A 23433-nucleotide genomic window follows, 5' to 3' on the forward strand; every position below is an offset into this window, starting at 1 on the left:
GGTGTTTTAAAACTTGTCATAAGCCTCTGTCAGACGTCGCACCTATACCTTGGAGAAGAGACATGAAAAAGACGGTTGTAGCTTTGCGTACCATTCCTGCCTTGCTCATTCCTCTGGGAATGAGCGTGGGCATGGGCCAGGCCCATGCGGCTGGTTTCAACTTGCTCGAACAAAATGCGAGCGGCCTGGGCAATGCCTACGCAGGCTCGGCTGCCATTGGTGAAAATGCCAGCACGATCTACTTCAACCCGGCTGGCATGACCCTGCTGCCCGACAACAACTTCTCGGCCGGCTTGAATGTCATCAAACCCACGTTCAAATTCTCCGATAAAGGCAGTACCGATCCCCTGGCCCTGACCGGTGGCGCCAGCCGTCCGGCAACCGGCGGCTCGGGCGGCGATGCGGGTAAAGTAGCGGCAGTTCCCAATATTTATCTGTCTCACCAGCTCTCGCCCAAATGGTGGGTGGGTCTGGGGATTGGCGTACCGTTTGGTCTGACTACCGAATACGATGAAGGCTGGATTGGTCGTTATCACTCCGAAAAATTCGCCATTGAAACCGTCAACGTCAACCCTTCGGTGGCCTACAAGGTCAACGACCAATTGTCGTTCGGTGTGGGGGTGAACTGGCTGCACATTGACGCGGACTACCGCCTGGCCACGCCGGTCGGCTACCATCCTGCACTGGGCCCCCTGGATATGGACACCCGCGTCAAGATGAAGGGCGACGCATGGGGTTGGAACGCCGGCTTACTCTATCAACTGACCCCCAGCACACGTTTGGGCGTGTCCTACCGCTCCCAGATTAAGATCACGGCTGATGGTGACACCAAGCTGCGCAATCGCAATGTCCCCGCCGGCATTCCTGCACCCAATATCAACTGGGATGCCGAAGCCACCATCAAGCTGCCTGACACTGCCATTGTCAGTCTGGTACACGACCTGAACTCGCGCTGGCAATTGTTGGCCGACGTATCCTGGACCGGCTGGAGCAGCATTCCGCGCCTGACTATCGAAAACAGCGGCCCCGGCGCCCGGGATTCCGGTCTGGAACTGAAATTCAAGGACGCCTGGCGCGTCGCCCTGGGCGCCAATTACCATTACAACGAGCAATGGACCCTCAAAGGGGGGGTGGCCTGGGACCAATCGCCAGTACGTGATGAAAACTACCGCCCCACTGCGTTGCCTGACAGCGATCGTTACTGGGTGTCTCTGGGTGCGCAATACCGCCCCAGCAAAAACGCCACCTGGGATATCGGCTACACCCACTTGTTCCTGAAAAATACAGATATGAACAACAACACCGATGTCGTCAATCGCGGCCTGACTCGCGGTACCTATAAAAACAGTGGCGACATTCTGGGCGTGCAGTTCACCTACCGCTTCTAAGGATGCACCATGGCCCGCAGTCGCCGCATGGAGCTGCTCGCACGCCTGCCTCCCACCTGGCGTGCCCGCTTTTTGCAGCTGGGCTTTAACTGGCACCCCGCCTTCCGGGCAACCGGGGGGCGGGTCCATAAAGTTTCCCCAAACCTGCAGCACATCGTCGTACGCCTGCCATTGCGTCGACGCACCCGCAATATCAATGGCTCCTTATTTGGCGGTTCCCTGTTTGCCATCACGGACGGCGTACACGCCACCATGCTGCTGGCCGGCCTGCAACGCCCTGTGATCGTGTGGGACAAAAATGCAGAGATCCAGTATCGCCGTCCCGGTTATCAGACTCTGTATGCCGATTTTCAAATCCGTCCGGAAGAACTGGACGCAATACGAGGACAGCTAGACCAGTATCACGAGGCTGAAGCCACCTTCACCGTACACATCCAGGACCCGCAAGGACAGGTCTACACCACGGTGGAACGCACCATCTACATTGCCGACGCCCACTTTTACAAGCAGAAATCACAATCACGCTAATTTGCAGGAGGACCGCTTCATGTTTACCCCCCGCTGTGCCGCCCTGATTTTAAGTCTGTCCCTTGGGCTACCCGCCGTTCAGGCGGCCACCGTCGCGCAGGTCTCCGTGCCTGATGCCGTCATGGTGGACCAACAAAGCCTGACACTCAATGGGGCAGGCCTGCGCAAGAAAGTTGTTTTTGATGTGTACGTCGCCGCCTTGTATACCGCCTCCCCGTCGCAGGATGCCCAAGCCATCATCCAGTCCCCCGGGCCGCATCAGGTTCGCTTGGTTCTCAAACGCGATCTGGATGCCCAAACCCTGATCGATGCACTGAAAGAAGGCATTCACAACAACCTGACCGATCCTGAAAAACAGGACCTGGACCCGGTCCTTAAACAGTTTGAGGATCTGATGCGCCAGGTGGGGCAAGCCAAAGAGGGCGATATCGTGATTCTGGACATGAACTCCCCCCAGGTCAGAATCCTGTTTAACGACAAAATGCTGGGCGAGCTCTCTCACCCGGGGCTGACCCCTGCCTTGTTGAAAATCTGGTTAGGCAAGAAACCTGCCCAAGAATCGCTCAAAAAGGCCCTGCTGGGATTGTCTTGAACCTACACGCCTCGGAGCGCTTCATGGATAAAGTCTGGCTGCAGAGCTACCCCGCCGGTATTCCTGCCACGATCGAAGATCAGGCCCAGCAGTACTCATCCCTGCTGGATGTATTTGAACAAAGCTGCACCGAGTTCGCGCAGCGCACGGCCTATATCAGCATGGGCAAGCGCATGAGCTTTCGTGAACTGTCTGAAAATGCCCTGGCGCTGGCCAGTTGGCTGCAAAGCCAGGGTGTGAAAAAAGGCGACCGAGTCGCCCTGATGATGCCCAATATGCTGCAGTACCCCATCAGCCTGTATGGCGTATTGCGCAGCGGGGCCACCATTATCAATACCAACCCACTGTATACCGCCCGGGAGTTGCGTCACCAACTGCAGGACAGCGGCGCAGAGACCATCATCATTGCTGAAAACTTTGCGCACGTACTGCAAGAAATCCTGCACGAGACTCCCATCAAGCGAATTATTGTGACCAGTGTGGGAGACTGCCTGGGCAGCGTTAAAGGGTGGCTGGTCAACCAAGTGGTGCGCCATATCAAGAAGGGGGTGCCTGCCTGGTCCTTGCCCGGTTCCCTGTCCTTTAAATCGGTGCTGGCAAAGGGCCGTACCCGCCCCCCTGCCCCGGTCACCCTGACCCATGACGACATTGCATGTCTGCAGTACACCGGTGGCACCACGGGCGTAGCCAAAGGCGCCATTCTGACGCACGGTAATCTGGTCTCGAACCTGAGCCAGGCCCTGGCCTGGATTCGCCCCTACCTCAAAGAAGGCCAGATCGACTGCGTGGTGACCGCCCTGCCGCTCTACCATATCTTCGCCTTCACCGCGAACCTGCTGGTGTTTCTTCGCCTGGGGGCGGAGAACCTGCTGATCATCAATGCACGCGATATTCCGTCCATGATCAAGGACATGGCCAAGCTGCGCTTTACCGCCATTACCGGCGTAAATACCTTGTTCAACGCCATGCTGAACAATGCCGAGTTCCGCAAACTGGATTTTTCCTCGCTTCGCTTTACGCTGGGCGGCGGTATGGCAGTACAGGAAGTCGTCGCCAAGCGTTGGCTGGAAGCAACCGGTAAACCCCTGGCACAGGCGTATGGCCTGACAGAAACTTCGCCAGCCGCCACCATCAACCCCCTGGATAAGCTGGAATTTACCGGATCAATTGGTCTGCCCGTACCCTCGACCGACATCCGCATCCGTGATGAAAACCAGAACGACCTGCCTTTGGGAGAAACAGGCGAACTGTGCATTCGCGGCCCGCAAGTGACCCCTGGCTATTGGCAGCGCCCCGATGAGACCGCCAAGGTCTTTGACCGGGACGGCTTTTTGCGCACGGGTGACATCGGCTATATGGATGAGCACGGATACGTGTTTTTGCTTGACCGTAAAAAAGACATGATTTTGGTTTCGGGCTTTAATGTCTATCCCAATGAAGTCGAAGCGGTTGCCGCGCAGCACCCGGATATTGTCGAGGCTGCCGCCGTTGGGGTTCCCGACGAGAAAGCCGGAGAAGTGGTCAAGCTCTATGTCATCAGCCGTAATCCCGCGCTGACTGAAAAAGAGGTCATTGCCTTTTGCCGCAAGAACCTGACCGGGTACAAGGCGCCACGCTATGTTGAATTCCGCGACGACTTGCCACGCACCAACGTTGGCAAAATCCTGCGACGGGAACTGCGTCCCTAGCACGTATTTGGCGCAGGCTTAGACGAAGATGAAAGGGGCTTATGCCCCTTTTTCATTAACCGGCGTATTCATAAACAAATAAGAATCAGATCGTTCGTCACCCTGATACCGCTCTTTAGAATGGGACAAACTATTCATATAAGCGAGTGTCAGAATGCACGCCCTGTCCCGCCTCTCGGAAACGAATCGCACCGCGATTGCCCAAATCACCGAAGAGCTCGATCCGCTGTCCCTGAACTGGCTGTCCGGTTATCTCGCAGGGGTCGCACAAATACGCCATAACGGGCTTCCCGTTCAGGTGCCGGCCGCTCCTGAACTGTCTTTGGTACCGGCCGCCGCTGCCCCCGCCCAACGTCCTGCCACCATTGTGTTTGGCAGTCAAACGGGCAATGCTCAACGCGTCGCCGAAGCTTTTGCTCAACGGTGTGAGGCGGCCGGTATTGCCGTGCGCCTGCTGCGCGCCGACCGCTACCCCACGCGCGAGCTGAAAGAAGAGCGTTTGCTGTATGTCATTATCAGCACGCAGGGCGAAGGCGACCCGCCCGACGACTCCATCGGATTTTTCGAATTCCTCTCCGGTGCCCGCGCTCCCAAGCTGCCCGGATTGAAGTTTGGCGTGCTGGGTCTGGGCGACTCCAGCTACCCCTTGTTCTGTGGAATCGCGGAAAAAATCGATCAACGTCTGGTCGCTCTGGGGGCAGAGCGCATCCTGGATACTGGCCTGGCCGATCTGGATATTGATACGGTAGCCGCCCCGTGGCAGGACAAGGCTTTTGCTTTTCTGGAAACGGATCACCAGGCCCACGCTGCAGCAGCCTCGCCTGCTGCGCAATCGAGTAACGTCACCGTACTGGAAACCCCAGCGCGTAGCAGCTATACCCGTGATAATCCCTTCCAGGCCACCATCCTGCAAAGTCAAAGCATCACGGGCCGTGACAGCACCCGCACTATCTATCACTATGAGCTGTCATTGGAAGGCAGTGGCCTGCAGTACCAACCCGGTGATGCCCTGGGTGTCTGGCCTACACAAAATGCCAAGCTGGTTGAAGCCGTCATTCAAACCTTGAAGCTGGACCCGACGGAAACCGTCACCATTCAGGGCACCTCGCACACGCTGCAAGCATGGCTCAGCCACTACCGCGAACTCACCCAACTGACCAAACCTTTCCTGGTGGAACTGGCCAAACGCAACAGCGATACCGTGCTGCAAACAGCCGTGGGCCCAGACGGTTTGAACACCTTGCAAGCGTTGCTGAAGACCCACCAAGTGCTGGACGTACTGGAACGCTTCCCGGCCACCTGGAGCGCCGCCGAGCTGGTACAAGCCTTGCGCCCTTTGGCACCGCGCATGTACTCCATCGCATCAAGCCAGTCCGAAGTGGACGAGGAAGTACATCTGACCGTCGCCAATGTGCACTACCAGTTCAACGGACAGGATCGGTGGGGCGTCGCCTCGGACTATCTGGCCAGCCGCAGCGAAGGCGATACCGTGCCGGTCTTTATCGATCCCAATACGCGTTTTCGCCTGCCTGAGGACAACGACCGGGACGTCATCATGATTGGCCCCGGCACTGGGGTTGCTCCCTTCCGGGCCTTTGTACAGGAACGCGGCATCCAGGGCGGTAAAGGCCGCAACTGGCTCTTTTTTGGCAATCCGCACTTTCACTCTGATTTCCTCTATCAGACCGAATGGCAGCGCGCCTTGCAGGATGGGCAGTTGCAGCACCTGGATCTGGCTTTCTCGCGGGATCAGGAAAACAAGATATACGTTCAACATCGCCTGCTGGAAAAAGCGGCCGAAGTCTATGCCTGGATTCAGGGCGGTGCCCATATTTATGTATGCGGCGATGCCACACAAATGGCTAAAGACGTTCACCAGACCCTGCAAAAAATAGCGCAGCAGGAAGGCGGACTGGATGCAGACCAGGCTCGCAGCTGGTTGGAAGAACTCTCGGCGCAGGGCCGCTACGCCCGCGACGTTTACTGAGAAGCAAGGACATGACAACAAAGAAAATCGCCGCTATCGAACAGGTCAAGATTGATAGCCACTATCTGCGCGGTAGCATTACCGAGGGTTTGGCCGATCCCATTACCGGCGCCATCAGCGAAGACGACAACAAACTGCTGAAATTTCACGGCAGCTATCAGCAAGACGATCGCGACCAGCGCGAAGAACGCCGCAAGCAAAAGCTGGAGCCGGCCTTTAGCTTCATGATTCGCGCCCGCTTGCCCGGTGGCGTGGTGACGCCTGCCCAGTGGCTGGCATTTGACAAGATCGCCTGTGACTGGGCCCAGTTCGGCCTGCGCATTACCACCCGTCAGACCTTTCAATGGCACGGCGTACGCAAGCCATTTTTAAAACCCACCCTGCGCGCCATTAACGACGCCTTGTCCACCACCCTGGCAACCTGCGGCGATGTGAACCGCCAGGTTGTCAGCGCAACCAACCCCCTGCTGTCCGAGCAGCACGGCCTGGTACAAGAGTGGGCTGACAAGATTTCTGAAACCTTCCTGCCCAAAACCCGCGCGTACGCCGAAATCTGGCTGGATGGCAAAAAAGTCGAAGACGCCATTGACGGCGAGGATTTCGAGCCGCTTTACGGCAAAACCTACCTGCCTCGCAAGTTCAAGATTGGTATTGCCGTGCCGCCTTTGAATGATGTGGACGTATTTGCGCAGGACATCGGCCTGATCGCCATTATCGACAACAATCAATTGCAGGGCTTTAACGTGGCGATCGGCGGCGGTATGGGCGCCACCCACGGAGATGAAACCACGTATCCGCGCCTGGGCAGCGTGATCGGCTTTGCGCGCCCCGAACAGATATTGGCGGTATGCGAGGCCATCATCACCACCCAACGGGACCACGGTAATCGAGATGAACGTCGTCATGCCCGTCTCAAGTACACCGTGGACAAGCTGGGGGCAGACTGGTTTCTGGAAGAGGTACAAAACCGCAGTGGTCATACTCTGGAGCCTTCAAGGCCCTATCACTTTGACCACAATGGCGACCGTTTTGGCTGGATTCAAGGCAACAATGGCCGCTGGCACCTGACCCTGCGGGTGGATTCGGGACGCCTCATGGATACCGAAACAGGTCCCTGGCTAAGCGGCATGCGTGAAATCGCCAAGATTCATCAAGGCCATTTCCGGCTGACCTGCAACCAGAACCTGATTATTGCCGACGTTCCCGAGGCGGATAAAACCGCTATCGACAAACTGGTGGCCGACCACAAGCTGGACGTATATCAAACGCAAAGTGGCATACGCAGCAGCACGATTGCCTGCGTCTCTTTGCCCACCTGCGGTCTGGCCATGGCCGAAAGCGAACGCTACGCCCCCATCCTGTTGCCCAAGCTGGAAACCCTGCTGGACAAATACCAGCTGCGTAATGAGCGCATTGTGCTGCGCATTTCCGGTTGCCCCAACGGCTGCGCCCGCCCTTACCTGGGTGAAATTGCACTGGTTGGACGCGCACTGGGCCGCTATGACTTGCGCCTGGGAGCCAACTTCAGCGGCGAACGTCTGAACGTGATCTATCGTCAGAATATTGCCGAACCGGAAATCCTGAGCATTCTGGACGAGCTGTTTGGCCGTTTCGCAGCCGAGCGTCTGCCAGATGAGCACTTCGGAGATTTCCTGGTGCGCGTCGGCGTCATTGCCGAACCCACGAGCCGTCTGATTCCCCTGGTTTTACAGCCGGCCTGACATGAACCTCTTTCCTCTATTCGCCAACTTGAAACAACGTGCAGTACTGGTGATCGGCGGTGGCGAAATTGCCGAGCGCAAAGTACGTCTGGTCCTGGCTGCCGGAGCTCAGGTCACGCTAGTCGCCCCTTATGTGGTGGACAGCCTGGAAGCTCTGGCTCGTCAGGGACGCATTACCCTGATCCGGGAACGCTACCAGGCCCTGCACCTGCAGGGGGCTTGGTTGATCATTGCCGCAACCGACAAGCGGGAAGTAAACCAGGTGATCGCCCAGGACGCCCAGGAAGCGCGCATTCTGGTCAATGTGGTGGACGACCCCGAGCTGTCCAGCTTTCAAGTGCCTGCTATCGTGGATCGTTCCCCCCTGATTATTGCCATTTCCTCGGCCGGTTCGGCCCCCATGCTGGCACGACGAGTCAGGGAGCAATTGGAAACCATGTTGGACCACAGTCTGGGGGCGATCAGCCGTCTGGCGCAAGAGTACCGCAGCGCCATTCGACGCGCCCGCCCCGAGCTGGGTGCGCGCCGCCGGTTTTACGACTGGTTGCTGGATGGCCCGGTGGGCGCCGCCCTTCGCAGCCACCAGGATGAACAGGCACGTCTTAGCCTGGAAAACGCGCTGCAAGAGCCTGAAGCCCCCCGTGCCTCTCAAGGTCGTGTCATTCTGGTGGGCGCCGGCCCAGGCGATCCCGGACTGTTGACCCTGCACGCCTTGCGCGCGCTGAACCGTGCCGACGTGATTCTGTACGATCGCCTGGTATCCGATCAGGTGATGGAACTGGCCCGCCGTGACGCCCATCGTATTTTTGTGGGCAAACAGTTGGGCGAGGACCATCATCAAACCCAGCACCGCATTCATCAGCTGATGATTGACTACGCCCGCGCTGGCCAGACCGTCGTGCGCCTGAAAGGCGGCGATGGCTTTATTTTTGGCCGGGGCGGCGAAGAACTGGAGCATCTGGCCGAGCATGGTATCGCGTTTGAGGTGGTGCCCGGCATCACGGCTGCCATCGCATGTGCCGCCTATAGCGGCATCCCGCTGACGCACCGTGAGCACGCACAGTCCGTGCAGTTCGTAACGGCACATCGCAAAAGCGGGCACGGAATCGAGGATTGGAATCCCTTGCTCGATACTAGCCAAACAGTCGCTGTCTACATGGGCTTGCAGCAAATCCTGGGCTTTAGCCATGAGCTGGTACAGCGTGGCCGCAGTGCCTCCACACCCTGCGCCCTGATTGAAAACGGCTCACGCCCGGAGCAGCGCACCTTGTTGTCCACCCTGGACACCATTGCCCAAGATGCCCAGCAACATCAGTTTGCCAGTCCGTGCATTTTGGTAATTGGTCAGGTCGTGACCCTGGGCAGTACCTTGTCCTGGTATGGCGAGTTGATTGATCAATTAAGTCCCCGTGCCGTCATTGAACCAACGTTGGACAAGGCGCTTGCCGCAGCCTGATTGCCAGCCCAGACACGGGCCTCGATCTCAAAGCAGGTTTTCTCGCCGCGCCGGGCCGTTATGGCGAGCAATTCAGACACAAGGTTACGTCTCTGAACAGGGAATCACCAGCAAGACAGGCAGAAGGACGACAAACTCAACCGGCGGCGCTCGCGGCTGACGAGGTCACTGACCGGCATGGTTTGAGAAAAAAATCGCCAAAGCCCTCAACATTCAAAAACGTTGAGGGCTTTTTTCTTAAGGCTCTTGGCTTGAGAGATGCTGACAGTCTGGAAACACTCATCACTGAGCAATTCCTCATGCTTCTGCACACACCAAAGGCGGGAGCACGCGGATAGACTCAAGCCCTTGGCCAGCCTTGAAGGGCCTGATCATTCAGCGCTGCGCAACAGCCGAAAACAGGGCACGCAAGGCGCTATCGAGCAAATAGCCAATCAGGCCAATCAGAACGATCACCGCCATCAGTTCGGAATAAGCCATACGATCACGCGTATCCAGAATCAGGTAACCCAAACCAGCGGACACACCCAGCATTTCGCACGGCACCAGCACAATCCATAACACACCAATAGCCAGTCGGCTGCCTGTCAGCACAGACCCGACAATACCCGGCAAAATCAGATACAACAGCGTCTCCAGCCTGGTCGCGGCCAAACTACGGCCCAACATCAACCAGCGCGGATTCAAATGCCGTACACCCGAAGCGGTATTGAGCAGGACCGGCCAAACACCGGCCACCCCCAGCAGAAAATAAATCGGTGCGTCCCCAATCCCGAAAGCCATCACGGCAATCGGCATCCAGGACAGGGGCGAGATCATGCGCAGGAACTGAAATAAGGGCGTCAAGGCGGCATGGGCACGGGCAGACAAACCCAGCAGCAGACCCGCGGGCACACCCACGCCCAGGGAGATAGCCAGACCAACAAAGATACGCTGCAAGCTGGCACCCACATGCATCCAGGTCTCTGACCAGCCCAGTATCTCCAGCAGGCTATGAAACGCAGCCGCAGGCCCGAACTGCTGCATAAGGGGGCTGCTGGACCACGCGGTGGCCAACCACCACAGCAGGACCCCGGCGGCCAGACCGCCCAGGCCCCACAAGGTGCTGGCTACCCAGGCGTTCATTTTGGGCCTGACAGTCGCTCGCTGAGGGGGCTGCGTCAAAGACGGCACGCTGGATGGGGGGGCAGACGCAGTCAAACTCATACCACGATGCTCTCATTGCGGGTGTATTGCTCGGACAAGCCAAACTGGGTCAGCCCGCCCTGCTTTTCCAAGGCCGCACGCACAAAGCGGTCGTCCACAAGATCTTTAGCCACCTGTTGTGGCGACAAACCCTCCAGAAAACCACGCTCGCCCTGAATCAGCGTGCCCTGCAACAGGTGCACCAGGGATTCGGTATAGCTGGGGAATGGGTAAGGCTGGAAGTCAATGCGCTGGTCATCCCAGTCCGGATGACGAATGACGCCGGACTTCACATACTGGGCACGGTCGCTCGAGTCCGGAGCCAAAACTTTCAACAGATTTTCCTGGGTGTGCGGGGTATAGCGATTCCCACCCTCACGCGACAGGATACGAGCCGCGTCGGCACGGTTATCCCGAATCCAGATCTGCGCCTTGACCAAGCCATCGACGACCGCCTGCGACCACTGCGGTCGCGCCTGCAAATCCTGCTCATGCATAAAGGCCACGCAACAGGCATGATCGCGCCAGACATCGCCGGTAAAGCGCAAGATGCGGCCCATGCCCTGGGTCTCCGCCAACGCATTGAACGGTTCAGCGACAGTGAAACCCGCAATCCGTCCTGATGCCAGCGCCGGCGGCATGTCGGCCGGCGCCATCACCACCAGATTGACCTCGTTGGGAGCCAGCGCGCCCGAGTTCTTCACCACCGGCGTCAGGCCATGGGCCTTGAGCACATGCTGCAAAACCACATTATGGATGGAATACCAGAAGGGAATCGCTACCGTCTGCCCACCCAGTTGCTCAGCAGAACTGATATTTTGCGCCACGGTAATGGCCGAGCCACTCATATGATTCCAGGCGACCACTTTGGCAGGCACCTTGCTGCCATAACGTGCCCACACCGTCATGGGCGAGAGCAAATGCACCAGATTGACCTGCCCGGAGATAAAGGCTTCGATCAACTGGGCCCAGCTACGCACCATGACAGGCTTTTCAACAGCAATGCCCGCTTCTTCAAAGTACCCATTGTGATGCGCCACCAACATGGCGGTAGCATCCGTGATTGGCAAGTAGCCGATACGCAAAGGCGCATTTGACTCACTTTGCGCACGGGCAGCCCCTTGGGCCAGCAAAGGTGCAGCGCCCGCGACTGTCAGCAGGGATGCCAGTTTCAGCAAGTCACGACGGGTACGGGAGGTAGGAGATTCAATCATGAAGTGCACCTTACAAAACAGAAGCGTGAACCGCCTGGGAGAGGCTTTGCTCCAGGCTGGCCACAATTTCCAGGCGTATGGCCTGAAGCCAGTTATCCAAATGAGATCGGGGATGTGCCGGGCAGCTCCACTCACGCTGCAGTCCGGCCGGACGGCCGCCTAAGAGCAGCACACGGTCAGCCAGCAACAGCGCCTCATCGATATCGTGAGTGACCAGAACAATGGCGCAGCCGGTCTGACCGCGAATCGACAGAATCAACTCCTGCATCTGACGACGAGTTACCTCATCCAGCGCCCCAAAGGGTTCATCCATCAACAAGACCTGTGGACGTCGTGCCAGACAGCGGGCAATCGCCACACGCTGTGCCATACCGCCCGACAAGGCACCGGGACGCTGGTGGCGGCTGTCATATAAACCGACCTGACGCAGTGCTTGTTCCACTCGCAGGCGGCGCTCTGCTGCAGAGACGCAGGGCTGACGAGCAAAGCCCAAACCAAAACCCGTATTGGCCTGCACGTTCAGCCACGGCAAGAGGATGGCCTCCTGGAAGGCCATGGCCAAGGCAGGGTGAACCCCTCGCACAGCCTGCCCTAGAAATGACACCTCACCCTGCGTAGGCCTTTGCAAACCCGCCAGCACCCGCAGCAACGAGGATTTACCGACTCCGCTGGGACCGAGCAGCGCGACGATCTCGCCCGCGCCTACGTTCAGGTCCAGGTTCTGCAAGATAGTCTGGCCACCGTAGGCCAGACTGATACCCCGCGCGGACAAGAGCGCGACCCCTTCAGAATCAGACGGCAAGGGGGTGGCGGAACTCATAGGGCATCCTGTCCAAGTTCAGCTTTCAGTTGCGCTACAGTAGGCGATATCAAAGGCACCAACATGGCTTCGCGGTAACGGCGCAGCAGTTGGGGGTGCTTGCCTTGCATATAGGTCGCCCCGCCAATCGCGGAGCTTTCCAAGGCCACGGCCTGCAACGCCAGACTGCTGAGCTCGATACGAACTTTGAACAGATCAGGCGGCGTGGCCGAGTCTGGCTTGCGCACGGCATCCAGCAGCACATCCGACAATTCCTGCACGCGATCCAACAAGCGGCGGGCGGGCTGTTCCTGCACCCATTGGCAGCGTGGCGCCTTGAGTACCTGCTTTAAGGAGCGACGCGCCAGCCCCATCGCCATGCCGCACTGCAACGCCATGAATCGAGGTCGCACCGAACGCACAAACAGGCCGGCATCAGGATGCAACAAACGCTCTTGTTCCAGGCGCACGGCATTAAAGGTCAAGGCGGCGGTATTGCTGCCGCGCAAGCCGACCAAATCCAGGTCCTCCGAACGCTCCAGCCCTGAATCACCCAACTGGGCCACCCATATACCCGCCTGATCGCCGGGCATGGCGGCCACAATAGCAACCAGACAATTACCGGGACGCAGATTGGTAATCCACGGTAAACGGCCATCAAACTGCCACTGACCTTGCTCGGGCCGGGCGCGCACTTGCAGCTCTTCAATGCCACCCAGGAACTTGATGGCATTGGACAGTCCGGTCGCACCTGCAATACTGCCGTCCAGCAAACCGGGCAGGTAACGCTCTCGCATGGCAGGGTCCTGAACCTCACGCAGATATTCAATAAAGGTGCGCTGACTCCACAGGACAAAACCCGCCGTCAGCGAATGCTCAGCCACTTCCACAATAGACTGAACGGCATCACCAAAATCGGAAAAGTCCGCTTGCAGACCCAGGCTCAACAAACCGTCTTGCGCCAGGCGAGGCAACAAGGCCTGCGACTGGGAGGCCTCACTATCCAGCGACAGGGCGTGCTCTTCGAGCCACTGGGCCAGAGCAGGCGATAAAACCGAACGCTCTGAGGCCAGCACAGCCTGTTCGGCGCGTGTTAAGGCGTTTCCCATGCGTAGGCCTCCAACTGGCTATTGAGCGGCGTACGAGCCAGATTATTGGCAAAGTTGCAGATGGTCGCCAAACCAATGCCGGTAATGACCTCCAGAGCCTGCTGATCGCCATAGCCCGCAGCACGGAAGGCGGCCAGATCCTGATCCGATACCTGACCACGGGTGTCAATCACCGCGCGGCTGAACAGGGCCAGGGCCTGGAGACGTTCATCATTGATCTGATCAAAACCACGAGCACGCAAGGCGGCCAGAATCTCGGGGTCCAGCTTGGCTTTGTTCGTCGCGATGGCGGTATGACCGGCCACGCAGAAGCGGCAACCAGCTGCACCACCTCGCGCTCGACCAGCGACAGGCTGGCGGTGGCATTCAAGGCAGACATGTCCTGGTAGGCTTGCAAGGCAACGGGGGCGTTCGCCAAAATAGCCAGCAGGTTAGAGAGAAAGCCACTACCACGCACAGCTTTTTCCAGGGCTGGTTTGACGGCCTCAGGGGCGGAGTCCACAGTATGCAACGTTAAGCGGGTCATGATCGCGACAATTCCTTAGTTAATCCGAGAAGGTTTTATTGTCGATTGACTGGCGCCTGATCTCCATGTGCGAACATAGCGGTATTCATATTAAAAATATCCACGAAAAGAAATAAGCATATTTTCCACATGAGTGATTCTGCCTTTCCTGACGGCCATTGCGCCCTCAACTCCCACGACACAGGGCGCCCTGTGGAAGAGCTGCTCTTGTCGGGGCTGGAGATCTCGGCCAGCCTGTTTCATTTGGGCCAGTATTGCAATCAATGGGAAAGCAGCCTGCACGGGCATCAACGGGCCGGCTTTCATGTGGTCTTGCATGGACCGTGCTGGCTACACATCCCGCATCAGGACACCCTGGCCCTGCAAGCAGGCGACGCCGTGTTTTTTCTGCGTGACATTCCTCACCGGCTGAGCTCATCGCCACAGCCCCCAAACTGGAATGCGGCGTTGCAGCGGCAAAACATGCAAGGTCTGGAGCCTCAAGTGCCCCAGAGCACCGGCCTGCTCTGCGGCTTTCTGAATTTGGGTCGGGGTTTGAGTGAATTGCTTCTGGCAACGGTGCCTGATGTTTTGCTGATTGACGGTTCGCAGGCTGATGCCGATACGGGCCGTCCTTTGCTGGACTTGATCCAGGCGGAAATGCAGCGCCACCCACAGGCCAACCCCAGCCTGTTGGAGAAACTGGTGGAGCTTTTGCTGTTCTACACTTTGCGGCGGCAAATTGGTCAAACGCCCTCCGAAGGAGCCTTGCCAGCGGGCCTGATCCATCTTGCCAGCGACTCTGCTTTTGGTGGTCTGATCGAACAACTGCTGCGGGAACCGGCCAAGGCCTGGTCAGTCGATGACATGGCGGCCTATCTGAACATGTCACGCGCCGCCTTTCACCGACGCTTTACCCTGCTATGCGGGATGGCACCGGCCCAGATACTGTTGCAACTACGCATGCAACTGGCCAAACGGCAGCTGGAACAGGGGCTCACCATGGAACAGATCGCCGAGCGCATCGGCTACAGTTCCGCGGCGGCATTCAGTGCGGCATTCAGGCGCAGTGTCGGTGTCAGCCCGGCTCAATGGCGTAAGCAAGAGCCACGCACCTGAGCGGCCACACCGCCAGCCACGAACGACAGTCCAACCCTGTCATCACGCGGCTCATCCGTGCAGACAATCAGCCCCAAGGTGATCATTGTGATGCCGCGAGCGGCCTACCACGCCGGTCAGACAAAAGGCTTGTCCCACCCGTTCAGACTCAAATACGGACTCTGGTAATCATCCTGAGCCCTGTTCGCCCCTTACCTCCCTGATTTCCCAGCCTTCTCCCGCCACAGAGGGGCAGACAGCGGGGCATAAAAAAAACCCCAATCTGTAAACAGATTGGGGTTTTTTTGACCTACCAGAGCCAGGCCAAGGCCTGACATCTGAGCAAGCGTTTAGATCACGCGGGCTGCTTCGATCAGACGCACAACAGTCCAGGACTTGCTGCGGCTGATAGGACGGCCTTCGGAAATCTCAACGGTATCGCCTTCGTTGTACTGGTTGGTCTCGTCGTGTGCTTTGTATTTATTGGAGCGCACGATGATCTTGCCATACAGAGGATGTTTAACGCGGCGTTCAACCAGAACGACGACAGTTTTGTCCATCTTGTTGCTGACAACTTGACCAATCAGGGTACGTTGACGTTTTTCGGTAGTTTGAGTTTCGCTCATCTTACTTTCCTGCGGTCTCAGCCATGACAGTGCGCACGCGAGCGATGTCGCGGCGTACTTTGCCCAATTGGCTGGTGTTGGAAAGCTGTTGAGTAGCACGCTGCATGCGCAGGTTAAATTGTGCTTTCAACAGGCTCTCGAGCTCTTTCTGGAGCTCGGCGGCATCTTTAGTACGGAGTTCGCTGGCTTTCATGACGTCTCCTTAAGCACCGATCTGACGCGTTACGAACGTCGTCGAGATAGGCAGCTTGGCAGCGGCCAGACGGAATGCCTCGCGTGCCAGCTCTTCGCTAACACCTTCCATTTCGTACAGGACCTTGCCTGGTTGAATCTCAGCGACCCAGAACTCTGGATTACCCTTACCGTTACCCATACGAACTTCGGCAGGTTTCTGCGAAATTGGCTTATCGGGGAAGATACGGATCCAGATGCGGCCACCACGTTTGATGTGACGGTTAATTGCACGACGTGCTGCTTCGATCTGGCGAGCAGTCAGACGGCCACGGTCAGTGGCTTTCAGACCAAATTCGCCAAACGAAACTTGCGCACCGCGAGTCGCCAGACCGGTATTACGGCCTTTGTGCTCTTTGCGATACTTTCTGCGAGAAGGTTGCAGCATGTTTATTCTCCTTCGGACGCAGCAGGAGCAGCGTCTTTACGAGGACCGCGACCACGACCACCTGGACGGCGGTTTTCAGGGCGGTCACCACGTGGACGACGTGGGCGGCGCTCTTCAGGGGCTACGGTGTCAACAGGCATTTCGCCGTTAGGCAGCATGTCGCCCTTGTAGACCCAGACCTTGATACCGATGATCCCGTACGTCGTGTGCGCTTCGGAAGTACCGTAATCGATGTTAGCGCGCAGGGTGTGCAGAGGCACACGGCCTTCGCGGTACCATTCGGTACGAGCGATTTCGATGCCGTTCAAGCGACCCGAGCTCATGATCTTGATGCCTTGGGCACCCAGACGCATGGCGTTTTGCATGGAACGCTTCATCGCACGACGGAACATGATGCGCTTTTCCAATTGCTGGGCAATGGAATCGGCGATCAGTTGAGCGTCGGTTTCAGGTTTGCGAATTTCTTCGATGTTAACGTGCACGGGCACGCCCAACAGGCGCTGCAGGTCAGCCTTCAGGCTTTCGATATCCTCACCGCGCTTGCCGATCACCACACCTGGACGAGCCGAGTAAATGGTGATGCGAGCATTTTTGGCAGGACGCTCGATGACCACACGGCCAACGGACGCGCTTTTCAGCTTGCGTTTCAGGTATTCGCGCACACGGATGTCGTCAGCCAACATCGTACCGAACTCAGCACCGTCAGCGTACCAACGCGAGCTCCAGTTACGGTTAACAGCCAGGCGGAACCCAATTGGGTGGATTTTCTGTCCCATTGTGACTCCTTAAGCGCCGACTTTGACCACAATGTGGCAAGTCTGCTTCTCAATACGGTTACCGCGGCCTTTGGCTCGTGCAGAAAAACGCTTCAACGACTGAGCCTTGTCCACGTAAATGGACGTAACTTTCAGTTCGTCGATATCGGCGCCGTCATTGTGCTCAGCGTTGGCAATAGCCGATTCCAGAGCTTTCTTGATGATGCCAGCGGCTTTCTTGGGAGTGAAAGTCAGCGTATTCAGAGCGTGAGCAACGGACTTGCCGCGGATCATATCCGCAACCAGACGTGCTTTTTGCGCCGAAATATGGACTCCACGAATAATTGCTGTAGTTTCCATCACTTATCTCCGGGCCTTTTTGTCCGCAGCGTGACCCTTGAAAGTACGGGTCAAGGCGAACTCGCCGAGCTTGTGGCCAACCATGTTCTCGTTAATGTAAACGGGAATATGTTGACGACCATTGTGAACGGCAATCGTCAGCCCAATGAACTCGGGCAGGATGGTCGAGCGGCGCGACCAGGTCTTGATTGGTCGCTTGTCGTTACCCACAACGGCTGCATCAACCTTTTTGATCAGGTGAGCATCAACGAATGGGCCTTTTTTGATCGAACGTGACATAGTGTTCGCCCCTTACTTGCGCTTACGGCGCGAAACAATCATGTTGTCTGTGCGCTTGTTACGACGGGTGCGGTAGCCCTTGGCAGGCGTACCCCATGGGCTGACTGGCTCACGGCCTTCACCCGTACGACCTTCACCACCACCGTGCGGGTGATCGACTGGGTTCATCGCCACACCGCGAACGGTAGGACGAATACCACGCCAGCGAACAGCACCGGCTTTACCGATCTGACGCAGGCTGTGATCGTGGTTGCTGACTTCGCCAATCGTGGCGCGGCAGTCGATGTGAATGCGGCGAACTTCACCGGAACGCAGACGCACTTGAGCGTACGTGCCTTCACGAGCCAGCAACACAGCGGAACCACCAGCGGAACGAGCGATTTGAGCACCCTTACCAGGCAGCATCTCGATGCAGTGAATGGTTTGACCCACAGGAATGTTGCGGATAGGCAAAGTGTTGCCGGAACGGATAGGAGCTTCCGCGCCAGACACAACCGTTGCACCCACTTCCAGACCACGAGGGGCGATGATGTAACGACGCTCGCCGTCCGCGTAGCACACCAATGCGATGTGAGCGCTGCGGTTAGGGTCGTATTCCAGACGTTCTACTTTCGCAGGAATACCGTCCTTGTTGCGACGGAAGTCGACAATACGGTAATGCTGCTTGTGACCGCCGCCACGGTGACGAACCGTGATGTGGCCGTTGTTGTTACGGCCAGCACTGCTGGATTTCTTTTCCAGCAAAGCCGCGTAAGGAGCGCCTTTGTGCAGTTCAGGGTGAACCACTTTGATCATGCCACGGCGACCTGGCGACGTTGGTTTTACTTTTACCAATGCCATATTAGTTCACCTCAGAAAAGTCGAGTTCCTGACCGGGCTTGAGCGAGACATATGCCTTGCGCACACTGCGGCGGCGACCCATGAAACGGCCAAAGCGCTTTTCTTTGCCCTTCTGATTGAGCACCTGAACCGACTCAACTTCTACCTTGAACAGCAGTTCAATAGCAGCTTTGATTTCGGGCTTGGTGGCATCAGGAGCGACGCGGAAAGCGATTTGCTGATTTTTTTCGGCAACGTACGTGGCTTTTTCAGTCACGACAGGTGCCAGAATGACTTGCAATAGACGTTCGGCGTTCATCCCAACATCTCCTCAAACTGAGCGACAGCCGCTTTGGTGACCAACACTTTTTTGTAGTGGATCAGGGACAGCGGGTCGGCGTAGCGTGGCTCAACCACAGCAACGTGAGGCAGGTTACGCGTAGCCAGGTACACGTTCTCGTCCAGCGCGTCGGTGATGATCAACACGGATTCCAGGCCCAGGTCTTTCAGCTTGTTGGCTGCCAGACGGGTCTTGGGTGCTTCCAGAGTGAAGGAATCAACAACCAACAGACGCTCGTCGCGGACCAACTGAGACAGAATCGCGCTGATACCGGCGCGGTACATCTTCTTGTTGACCTTGTGTGCGTAGTTTTCTTCACCGGTGTTGGGGAATGCACGACCGCCTCCACGCCACACGGGCGAGGATGTCATACCAGCACGAGCGCGACCGGTGCCTTTTTGGCGCCATGGCTTTTTGGTGCTGTGGTTGACTTCAGCGCGTGTCAATTGCTTGCTGTTGCCGCTGCGAGCATTGGCTTGGTAAGCAACAACGATCTGGTGAACCAGAGCTTCGTTGAATTCACGACCGAAAACGTTTTCGTTGGCCTGCAATGTGGATGCAGCTTGGCCTTGTTCGTTCAGGAGCTTCAGTTCCATGGTTTAGGCTCCTTTCACAGCAGGGCGCACAACGATATTGGCGTTCTTGTGACCTGGGACAGCGCCCCGGACCAACAACAAGCCACGCTCGGCGTCGACGCGGATCACGTCAAGATTCTGAACCGTACGGGTAACGTCACCCATATGGCCCGACATTTTTTTACCTTTGAACACACGGCCTGGATCCTGGGCTTGACCAATGGAACCGGGTACGCGGTGCGAGCGCGAGTTACCGTGGCTGTTACGCTGGCCGCCAAAATTGTGGCGTTTGATGGTACCGGCAAAGCCTTTACCGATCGTGGTGCCCGTAACGTCAACCTTCTGACCCGCTTCGAAAATGCTTTCCACAGCAACTACGGAACCGGCGGAAAGCTCGGCGATAGCAGCGGGGTCGAGGCGGAATTCTTTCAGGATGCTGCCAGCTTCAACGCCAGCTTTTGCATAATGCCCTGCCTGGGGCTTGGTAACGCGTGTTGCACGACGGGTGCCAAAGGCAACCTGTACAGCAGCGTAACCGTCAACTGCGGGCGTCTTGACCTGGGTGATGCGGTTGTTGGACACGTCCAGCACGGTCACAGGGATGGACTCGCCTTCCTCTGTAAACACACGGGTCATGCCAACTTTACGCCCAACAAGGCCCAGCCGCCACGCGGCAGGCGTAGGTGTCGAGTTCGACATCGTTTTCTCCATTCCTGACTACGATTGGTCAGGGCTAACTGAGAGTACACGCAATAATTTGCGCGACGACCATAGCCAAAACTTTTTGGCTAAGCTAGTAAATATAGCACGGTGCTGTAAAGCCAAGCAAGATTTACTGCAAAAAATGGCCCGAAACTGCTTGATTGACAACAGTTTTTTCCCATTTGCCCCTGCACGCCATCAGGGCGCCATCAAGAAAACGGATTCCACCCCCGCCATTTATTGATGTGCCTTATTCACGAATCGAGCGACGTACTCATTGACCGGTTCATCCCGAATTTGCGCCGGCGTCCCGCTTTGCTCCACCCTCCCCTCACGCAACACCACAATATGCTGCCCCAGCCGCAATGCCTCATCGATATCGTGCGTAATGAAGATAATGGTTTTGTTCAGGCTGCTCTGCAAACGCAAAAGCTCATCCTGCATCTCGTAGCGAATCAAGGGGTCCAGGGCCGAGAAGGCCTCGTCCATCAGCAAAATATCGGCATCGACAGCCAACGCTCGCGCCAGGCCTACGCGTTGCTGCATCCCGCCTGACAATTCGTCAGGGTAGTTATCGGCATAATCATGCAGACCCACGCGCTCCAGCCATTGCCGAGCTTGCTCCCGGGCTTGCGAACGCTTGTCTCCACGCACCTCAAGACCGAAGGCGACATTCTCCAACACGGTCAAATGGGGCAGCAAGCCAAAGGCCTGGAAGACCATGCTGATTCCATAGCGGCGGAATTGTCGCAGGCTGGCCATGTCCAGCTGCAAGATGTCCTGCCCATCCACCAGCACCTGTCCGGCGCTGGGGTCGATCAAACGGTTGATGTGGCGCACCAGCGTGGATTTGCCCGAACCGGACAAGCCCATCACGCAGGATATCTGCTGCGCGGGAAAGCAGGCATCTACCCCCGCCAGCCCCACAATGCAGTCCGTCTGCTTTTGCACGGCCTGCTTGTCGACCCCCTGCTTTAGCAAATCGATGGCTTCGGTCGCCCGATTACCAAAAACCTTATACACATCCCGCAGCTCGATCTTGCAGTCGGAGTCATGGTGGGAAGTAGGTATCGTCGTCATGCTTGCCTCCTGACCTTACGACGGTGACGCTGAGAACGACCAAAGGATTGAGTGATCCGATCAATGACAATCGCCAGGATCACAATCGCTACCCCTGCCTGCAAGCCACGACCGATATCCAGGGTCTGAATCCCCGCCAGCACGTCTTCACCCAAACCCTGAGCCCCAATCATGGAGGCCACCACCACCATGGACAAGGCCATCATGGTGGTTTGATTAATGCCCGCCATGATGCTGGGACGGGCCAGAGGCAAGGTGACCTTGGTCAACATTTGCCAGCGCGTGACCCCATACGCCTGTGCCGCTTCCATCACATGCTTGTCCACCTGTCGCAGTCCCAGACTGGTCAGGCGAATCAAGGGAGGGACAGCATAGACAACGGTGGCCAGGACGGCGGGGACTTTACCCAGGCCAAACAGCATCAGCACCGGAATCAGGTACACAAAGCTAGGCATGGTTTGCATCACATCCAGCACGGGCGTCAGCACTTTTCTAAGCAGACGACTTCGGGCGCTAAGAATGCCAAGCGGGACACCGATCAGAATCGAAAAAACGGTGGCCACCAGCACCAGAGTGAAGGTTTGCATCAGCTTGTCCCACAAACCCATGGCGCCTATCAGGTACAGACCGGCCACATAGAGCAGGACCGGCAGGAAACGTCGCTGTCCCCACCAGGCCAGCAAACCGGTCAAGGCCAGGATGACCCAGGCGGGCACCTGCTGCAAGACCCGCTCCACCGGCAAGATGGCGTTCGTCAGAATCCAGGCGCTGATCTGACGAAAACCTGTGCCCCAATCCCGCACGGCTACCAGCAATTGGCGATTCACCCAATCCGCCGCCGACCACTGTGCAAAAAATGACGGCTGCGAGACAGCGACCTTCCCTGTTGACTGCGGCTCCAGGGAGGCCAGCAGCCGCTCTGCCTGTGCCGCAGGCATCCACTGGCGCCATTGCTCAGGGTTCTCTTTCAAGAATTTCTGCACCTGTGTACGGGCATTCTGTCCGCCTTCCGTCATACCCAGAATGATCTTGTTCATCTGCTCAGGCTCAAGCTGGATTTTTTCGAACAGATCCACCAGATCAGGATGCGACTGTACGAAAGGCGTGGAGGCCGCCACACCAATATGGGCCAGGATGAAGTCTGTGGGGCAAACCTGGCCTTTGCCAGACACCGCCGCTTCCCAGCAGCGTTCATTGAAAGGCGCGCTGGCCAGCTTTTTGAAGGAATACTTGGCCATGAGGCCTGCTGGCTGCCAGTAATAGAACAGGATAGGCTCACGCCTGTCATAAGCAGCACTGATGGCCGCATCCAGAGCCGCACCCGTACCGGGTCGGAAATTCTGATAGTGTTCGCCCAGACCATAGAGATCGAACAGACGGCTATTGAAGGTTTCACAGACCCAACCGGAGGGACAGTTATAGAAGCGACCTTTATGGGGCTGTTCCGGGTCGCTGAAAATAGGGGCGTAGCGCCCCAAATCTTCAACTTTCTGGAGATCGGGGGCAATTGGCTTGATTCCCTTGTCAGGATCACCCTCGACCACATAGTCCGGAACGTACCACCCCTGCTCGGCCCCACCCTTCAGCGTACTGCCCAGAACCTGAACCTGTCCGGCTTCAATGGCTTTCTCGATGATCTCGGTACGCCCGGACCAGATCTCGCCGATTACCTGGATATCATTCTGTGCCAACGCACTTTCCAAGGCAGCCGAGGAGCCCGGCACCCGTTCAGTCTTGCAGCCATACGCCCTTTCCAGAATCTGTTGATACAGCTCCGTGCTGAACGCGGCACTCTCCCAGCTCAAGTCAGCCAGACGTATTGGTTTGTCCGGCTGACAAGCTTGCGCGTATGCATGACCTCCCCACAGGCAAAGCCATAGGCCCAGGCAGTACCACAGGGCCAGAAATGGCTTTCGTATCTGATTTTTCATTCTCGTCCTCCTTCACCCCGCTCATCGTCGCATTTGTTTCCGGGTGAAAGTGTGTCCGGTCGTAAAAACAAACTAAA

At 57.3% G+C, this 23433-nt stretch carries 24 protein-coding genes and 1 pseudogene; 8 read left to right on the top strand and 17 right to left on the bottom strand.

Annotated features, from left to right (window positions below; genetic code table 11):
• Positions 1–62: 62 nt before the first annotated feature.
• The 7 genes from RSQ48_RS16750 (at position 63) to cysG (ending at position 9360) form a co-directional block, all read left to right on the top strand.
• A complete protein-coding gene (locus RSQ48_RS16750; protein WP_003802999.1) occupies positions 63–1388 on the top strand; it encodes an OmpP1/FadL family transporter in 1326 nt (441 codons plus the stop codon).
• A 9-nt stretch (positions 1389–1397) separates the two neighbouring features.
• Complete coding sequence (locus RSQ48_RS16755; RefSeq protein WP_003803000.1) at positions 1398–1916, top strand: DUF4442 domain-containing protein; 519 nt, start codon at positions 1398–1400, stop codon at positions 1914–1916.
• 19 nt (positions 1917–1935) lie between these two features.
• Complete coding sequence (locus tag RSQ48_RS16760; RefSeq protein WP_003803002.1) at positions 1936–2508, top strand: chalcone isomerase family protein; 573 nt, start codon at positions 1936–1938, stop codon at positions 2506–2508.
• A gap of 23 nt (positions 2509–2531) precedes the next feature.
• On the top strand, positions 2532–4196 hold the full coding sequence (locus tag RSQ48_RS16765; protein WP_003803003.1) for an AMP-binding protein: 1665 nt from the start codon (positions 2532–2534) through the stop codon (positions 4194–4196).
• A gap of 154 nt (positions 4197–4350) precedes the next feature.
• Positions 4351–6183, top strand: a complete 1833-nt coding sequence (locus tag RSQ48_RS16770) for an assimilatory sulfite reductase (NADPH) flavoprotein subunit (protein ID WP_059318603.1) — start codon at positions 4351–4353, stop codon at positions 6181–6183.
• An 11-nt stretch (positions 6184–6194) separates the two neighbouring features.
• Positions 6195–7904 carry an assimilatory sulfite reductase (NADPH) hemoprotein subunit gene (gene cysI, locus RSQ48_RS16775; protein ID WP_003803008.1) on the top strand — a complete coding sequence of 570 codons (1710 nt, stop codon included), beginning with the start codon at positions 6195–6197 and terminating at the stop codon, positions 7902–7904.
• Position 7905: 1 nt separating this feature from the next.
• Complete coding sequence (gene cysG / locus RSQ48_RS16780) at positions 7906–9360, top strand: siroheme synthase CysG (protein ID WP_240209118.1); 1455 nt, start codon at positions 7906–7908, stop codon at positions 9358–9360.
• A gap of 375 nt (positions 9361–9735) precedes the next feature.
• Here the strand turns inward: cysG and RSQ48_RS16785 are convergent, their stop codons facing one another.
• The 5 genes and pseudogenes from RSQ48_RS16785 to RSQ48_RS16805 all read right to left on the bottom strand — a co-directional run bounded on the left by RSQ48_RS16785 (position 9736) and on the right by RSQ48_RS16805 (position 14193).
• Positions 9736–10485, bottom strand: coding sequence for an ABC transporter permease (locus RSQ48_RS16785; RefSeq protein ID WP_003803013.1), 750 nt, complete (start codon positions 10483–10485; stop codon positions 9736–9738).
• A 77-nt stretch (positions 10486–10562) separates the two neighbouring features.
• The gene (locus tag RSQ48_RS16790) at positions 10563–11759 is read right to left on the bottom strand and encodes an ABC transporter substrate-binding protein (protein ID WP_131071095.1); all 1197 of its coding nucleotides are present in this window, start codon (positions 11757–11759) and stop codon (positions 10563–10565) included.
• Positions 11760–11769: 10 nt separating this feature from the next.
• Positions 11770–12579 carry an ABC transporter ATP-binding protein gene (locus RSQ48_RS16795; RefSeq protein ID WP_059318601.1) on the bottom strand — a complete coding sequence of 270 codons (810 nt, stop codon included), beginning with the start codon at positions 12577–12579 and terminating at the stop codon, positions 11770–11772.
• A complete protein-coding gene (locus RSQ48_RS16800; RefSeq protein ID WP_003803020.1) occupies positions 12576–13667 on the bottom strand; it encodes an acyl-CoA dehydrogenase family protein in 1092 nt (363 codons plus the stop codon). Before RSQ48_RS16800 ends, RSQ48_RS16795 begins: the two co-directional genes overlap by 4 nt.
• Positions 13652–14193 (bottom strand): annotated as a pseudogene (locus RSQ48_RS16805) (carboxymuconolactone decarboxylase family protein). Before RSQ48_RS16805 ends, RSQ48_RS16800 begins: the two are co-directional and overlap by 16 nt.
• Before the next feature lie 129 nt (positions 14194–14322).
• On the opposite strand from RSQ48_RS16805, the gene RSQ48_RS16810 reads away from it, so the two are divergent.
• Positions 14323–15291, top strand: a complete 969-nt coding sequence (locus RSQ48_RS16810; RefSeq protein WP_415302002.1) for a cupin domain-containing protein — start codon at positions 14323–14325, stop codon at positions 15289–15291.
• A gap of 329 nt (positions 15292–15620) precedes the next feature.
• Here RSQ48_RS16810 and rpsQ read toward each other — a convergent pair whose 3' ends face one another.
• The 12 genes from rpsQ to RSQ48_RS16870 form a co-directional block, all read right to left on the bottom strand.
• Positions 15621–15896 (bottom strand): 30S ribosomal protein S17, encoded by a 276-nt coding sequence (rpsQ, locus tag RSQ48_RS16815; protein WP_003803027.1) that lies wholly within the window; start codon positions 15894–15896, stop codon positions 15621–15623.
• Between the two features lies 1 nt (position 15897).
• Positions 15898–16089, bottom strand: coding sequence for a 50S ribosomal protein L29 (gene rpmC / locus RSQ48_RS16820; RefSeq protein WP_003803032.1), 192 nt, complete (start codon positions 16087–16089; stop codon positions 15898–15900).
• A 9-nt stretch (positions 16090–16098) separates the two neighbouring features.
• Positions 16099–16515, bottom strand: a complete 417-nt coding sequence (gene rplP, locus RSQ48_RS16825) for a 50S ribosomal protein L16 (RefSeq protein WP_003803033.1) — start codon at positions 16513–16515, stop codon at positions 16099–16101.
• Positions 16516–16517: 2 nt separating this feature from the next.
• Positions 16518–17291: a 30S ribosomal protein S3 gene (gene rpsC / locus RSQ48_RS16830; RefSeq protein WP_003803035.1), complete on the bottom strand. Its 774-nt coding sequence runs from the start codon at positions 17289–17291 to the stop codon at positions 16518–16520.
• Positions 17292–17300: 9 nt separating this feature from the next.
• Positions 17301–17630: a 50S ribosomal protein L22 gene (gene rplV / locus RSQ48_RS16835; protein WP_003803038.1), complete on the bottom strand. Its 330-nt coding sequence runs from the start codon at positions 17628–17630 to the stop codon at positions 17301–17303.
• Positions 17631–17633: 3 nt separating this feature from the next.
• On the bottom strand, positions 17634–17909 hold the full coding sequence (rpsS, locus tag RSQ48_RS16840) for a 30S ribosomal protein S19 (protein ID WP_003803039.1): 276 nt from the start codon (positions 17907–17909) through the stop codon (positions 17634–17636).
• A 12-nt stretch (positions 17910–17921) separates the two neighbouring features.
• The gene (gene rplB / locus RSQ48_RS16845) at positions 17922–18749 is read right to left on the bottom strand and encodes a 50S ribosomal protein L2 (protein WP_003803041.1); all 828 of its coding nucleotides are present in this window, start codon (positions 18747–18749) and stop codon (positions 17922–17924) included.
• Between the two features lies 1 nt (position 18750).
• Positions 18751–19047, bottom strand: a complete 297-nt coding sequence (gene rplW, locus RSQ48_RS16850) for a 50S ribosomal protein L23 (protein ID WP_003803043.1) — start codon at positions 19045–19047, stop codon at positions 18751–18753.
• Positions 19044–19664, bottom strand: a complete 621-nt coding sequence (gene rplD, locus RSQ48_RS16855) for a 50S ribosomal protein L4 (protein ID WP_059318600.1) — start codon at positions 19662–19664, stop codon at positions 19044–19046. The genes rplW and rplD overlap by 4 nt, the downstream gene beginning before the upstream one ends.
• 3 nt (positions 19665–19667) lie before the next feature.
• Entirely contained in the window at positions 19668–20342 is a 675-nt protein-coding gene (gene rplC / locus RSQ48_RS16860; RefSeq protein ID WP_003803046.1) for a 50S ribosomal protein L3, read from the bottom strand.
• Between the two features lie 240 nt (positions 20343–20582).
• Complete coding sequence (locus RSQ48_RS16865; RefSeq protein ID WP_131071097.1) at positions 20583–21425, bottom strand: quaternary amine ABC transporter ATP-binding protein; 843 nt, start codon at positions 21423–21425, stop codon at positions 20583–20585.
• On the bottom strand, positions 21422–23356 hold the full coding sequence (locus RSQ48_RS16870) for a glycine betaine ABC transporter substrate-binding protein (protein ID WP_415302003.1): 1935 nt from the start codon (positions 23354–23356) through the stop codon (positions 21422–21424). Before RSQ48_RS16870 ends, RSQ48_RS16865 begins: the two co-directional genes overlap by 4 nt.
• Positions 23357–23433 lie beyond the last annotated feature (77 nt).

The sequence above is a fragment of the Alcaligenes sp. SJTW-7 genome (assembly GCF_047716895.1).
GTDB classification, from domain to species: domain Bacteria; phylum Pseudomonadota; class Gammaproteobacteria; order Burkholderiales; family Burkholderiaceae_B; genus Alcaligenes; species Alcaligenes ammonioxydans.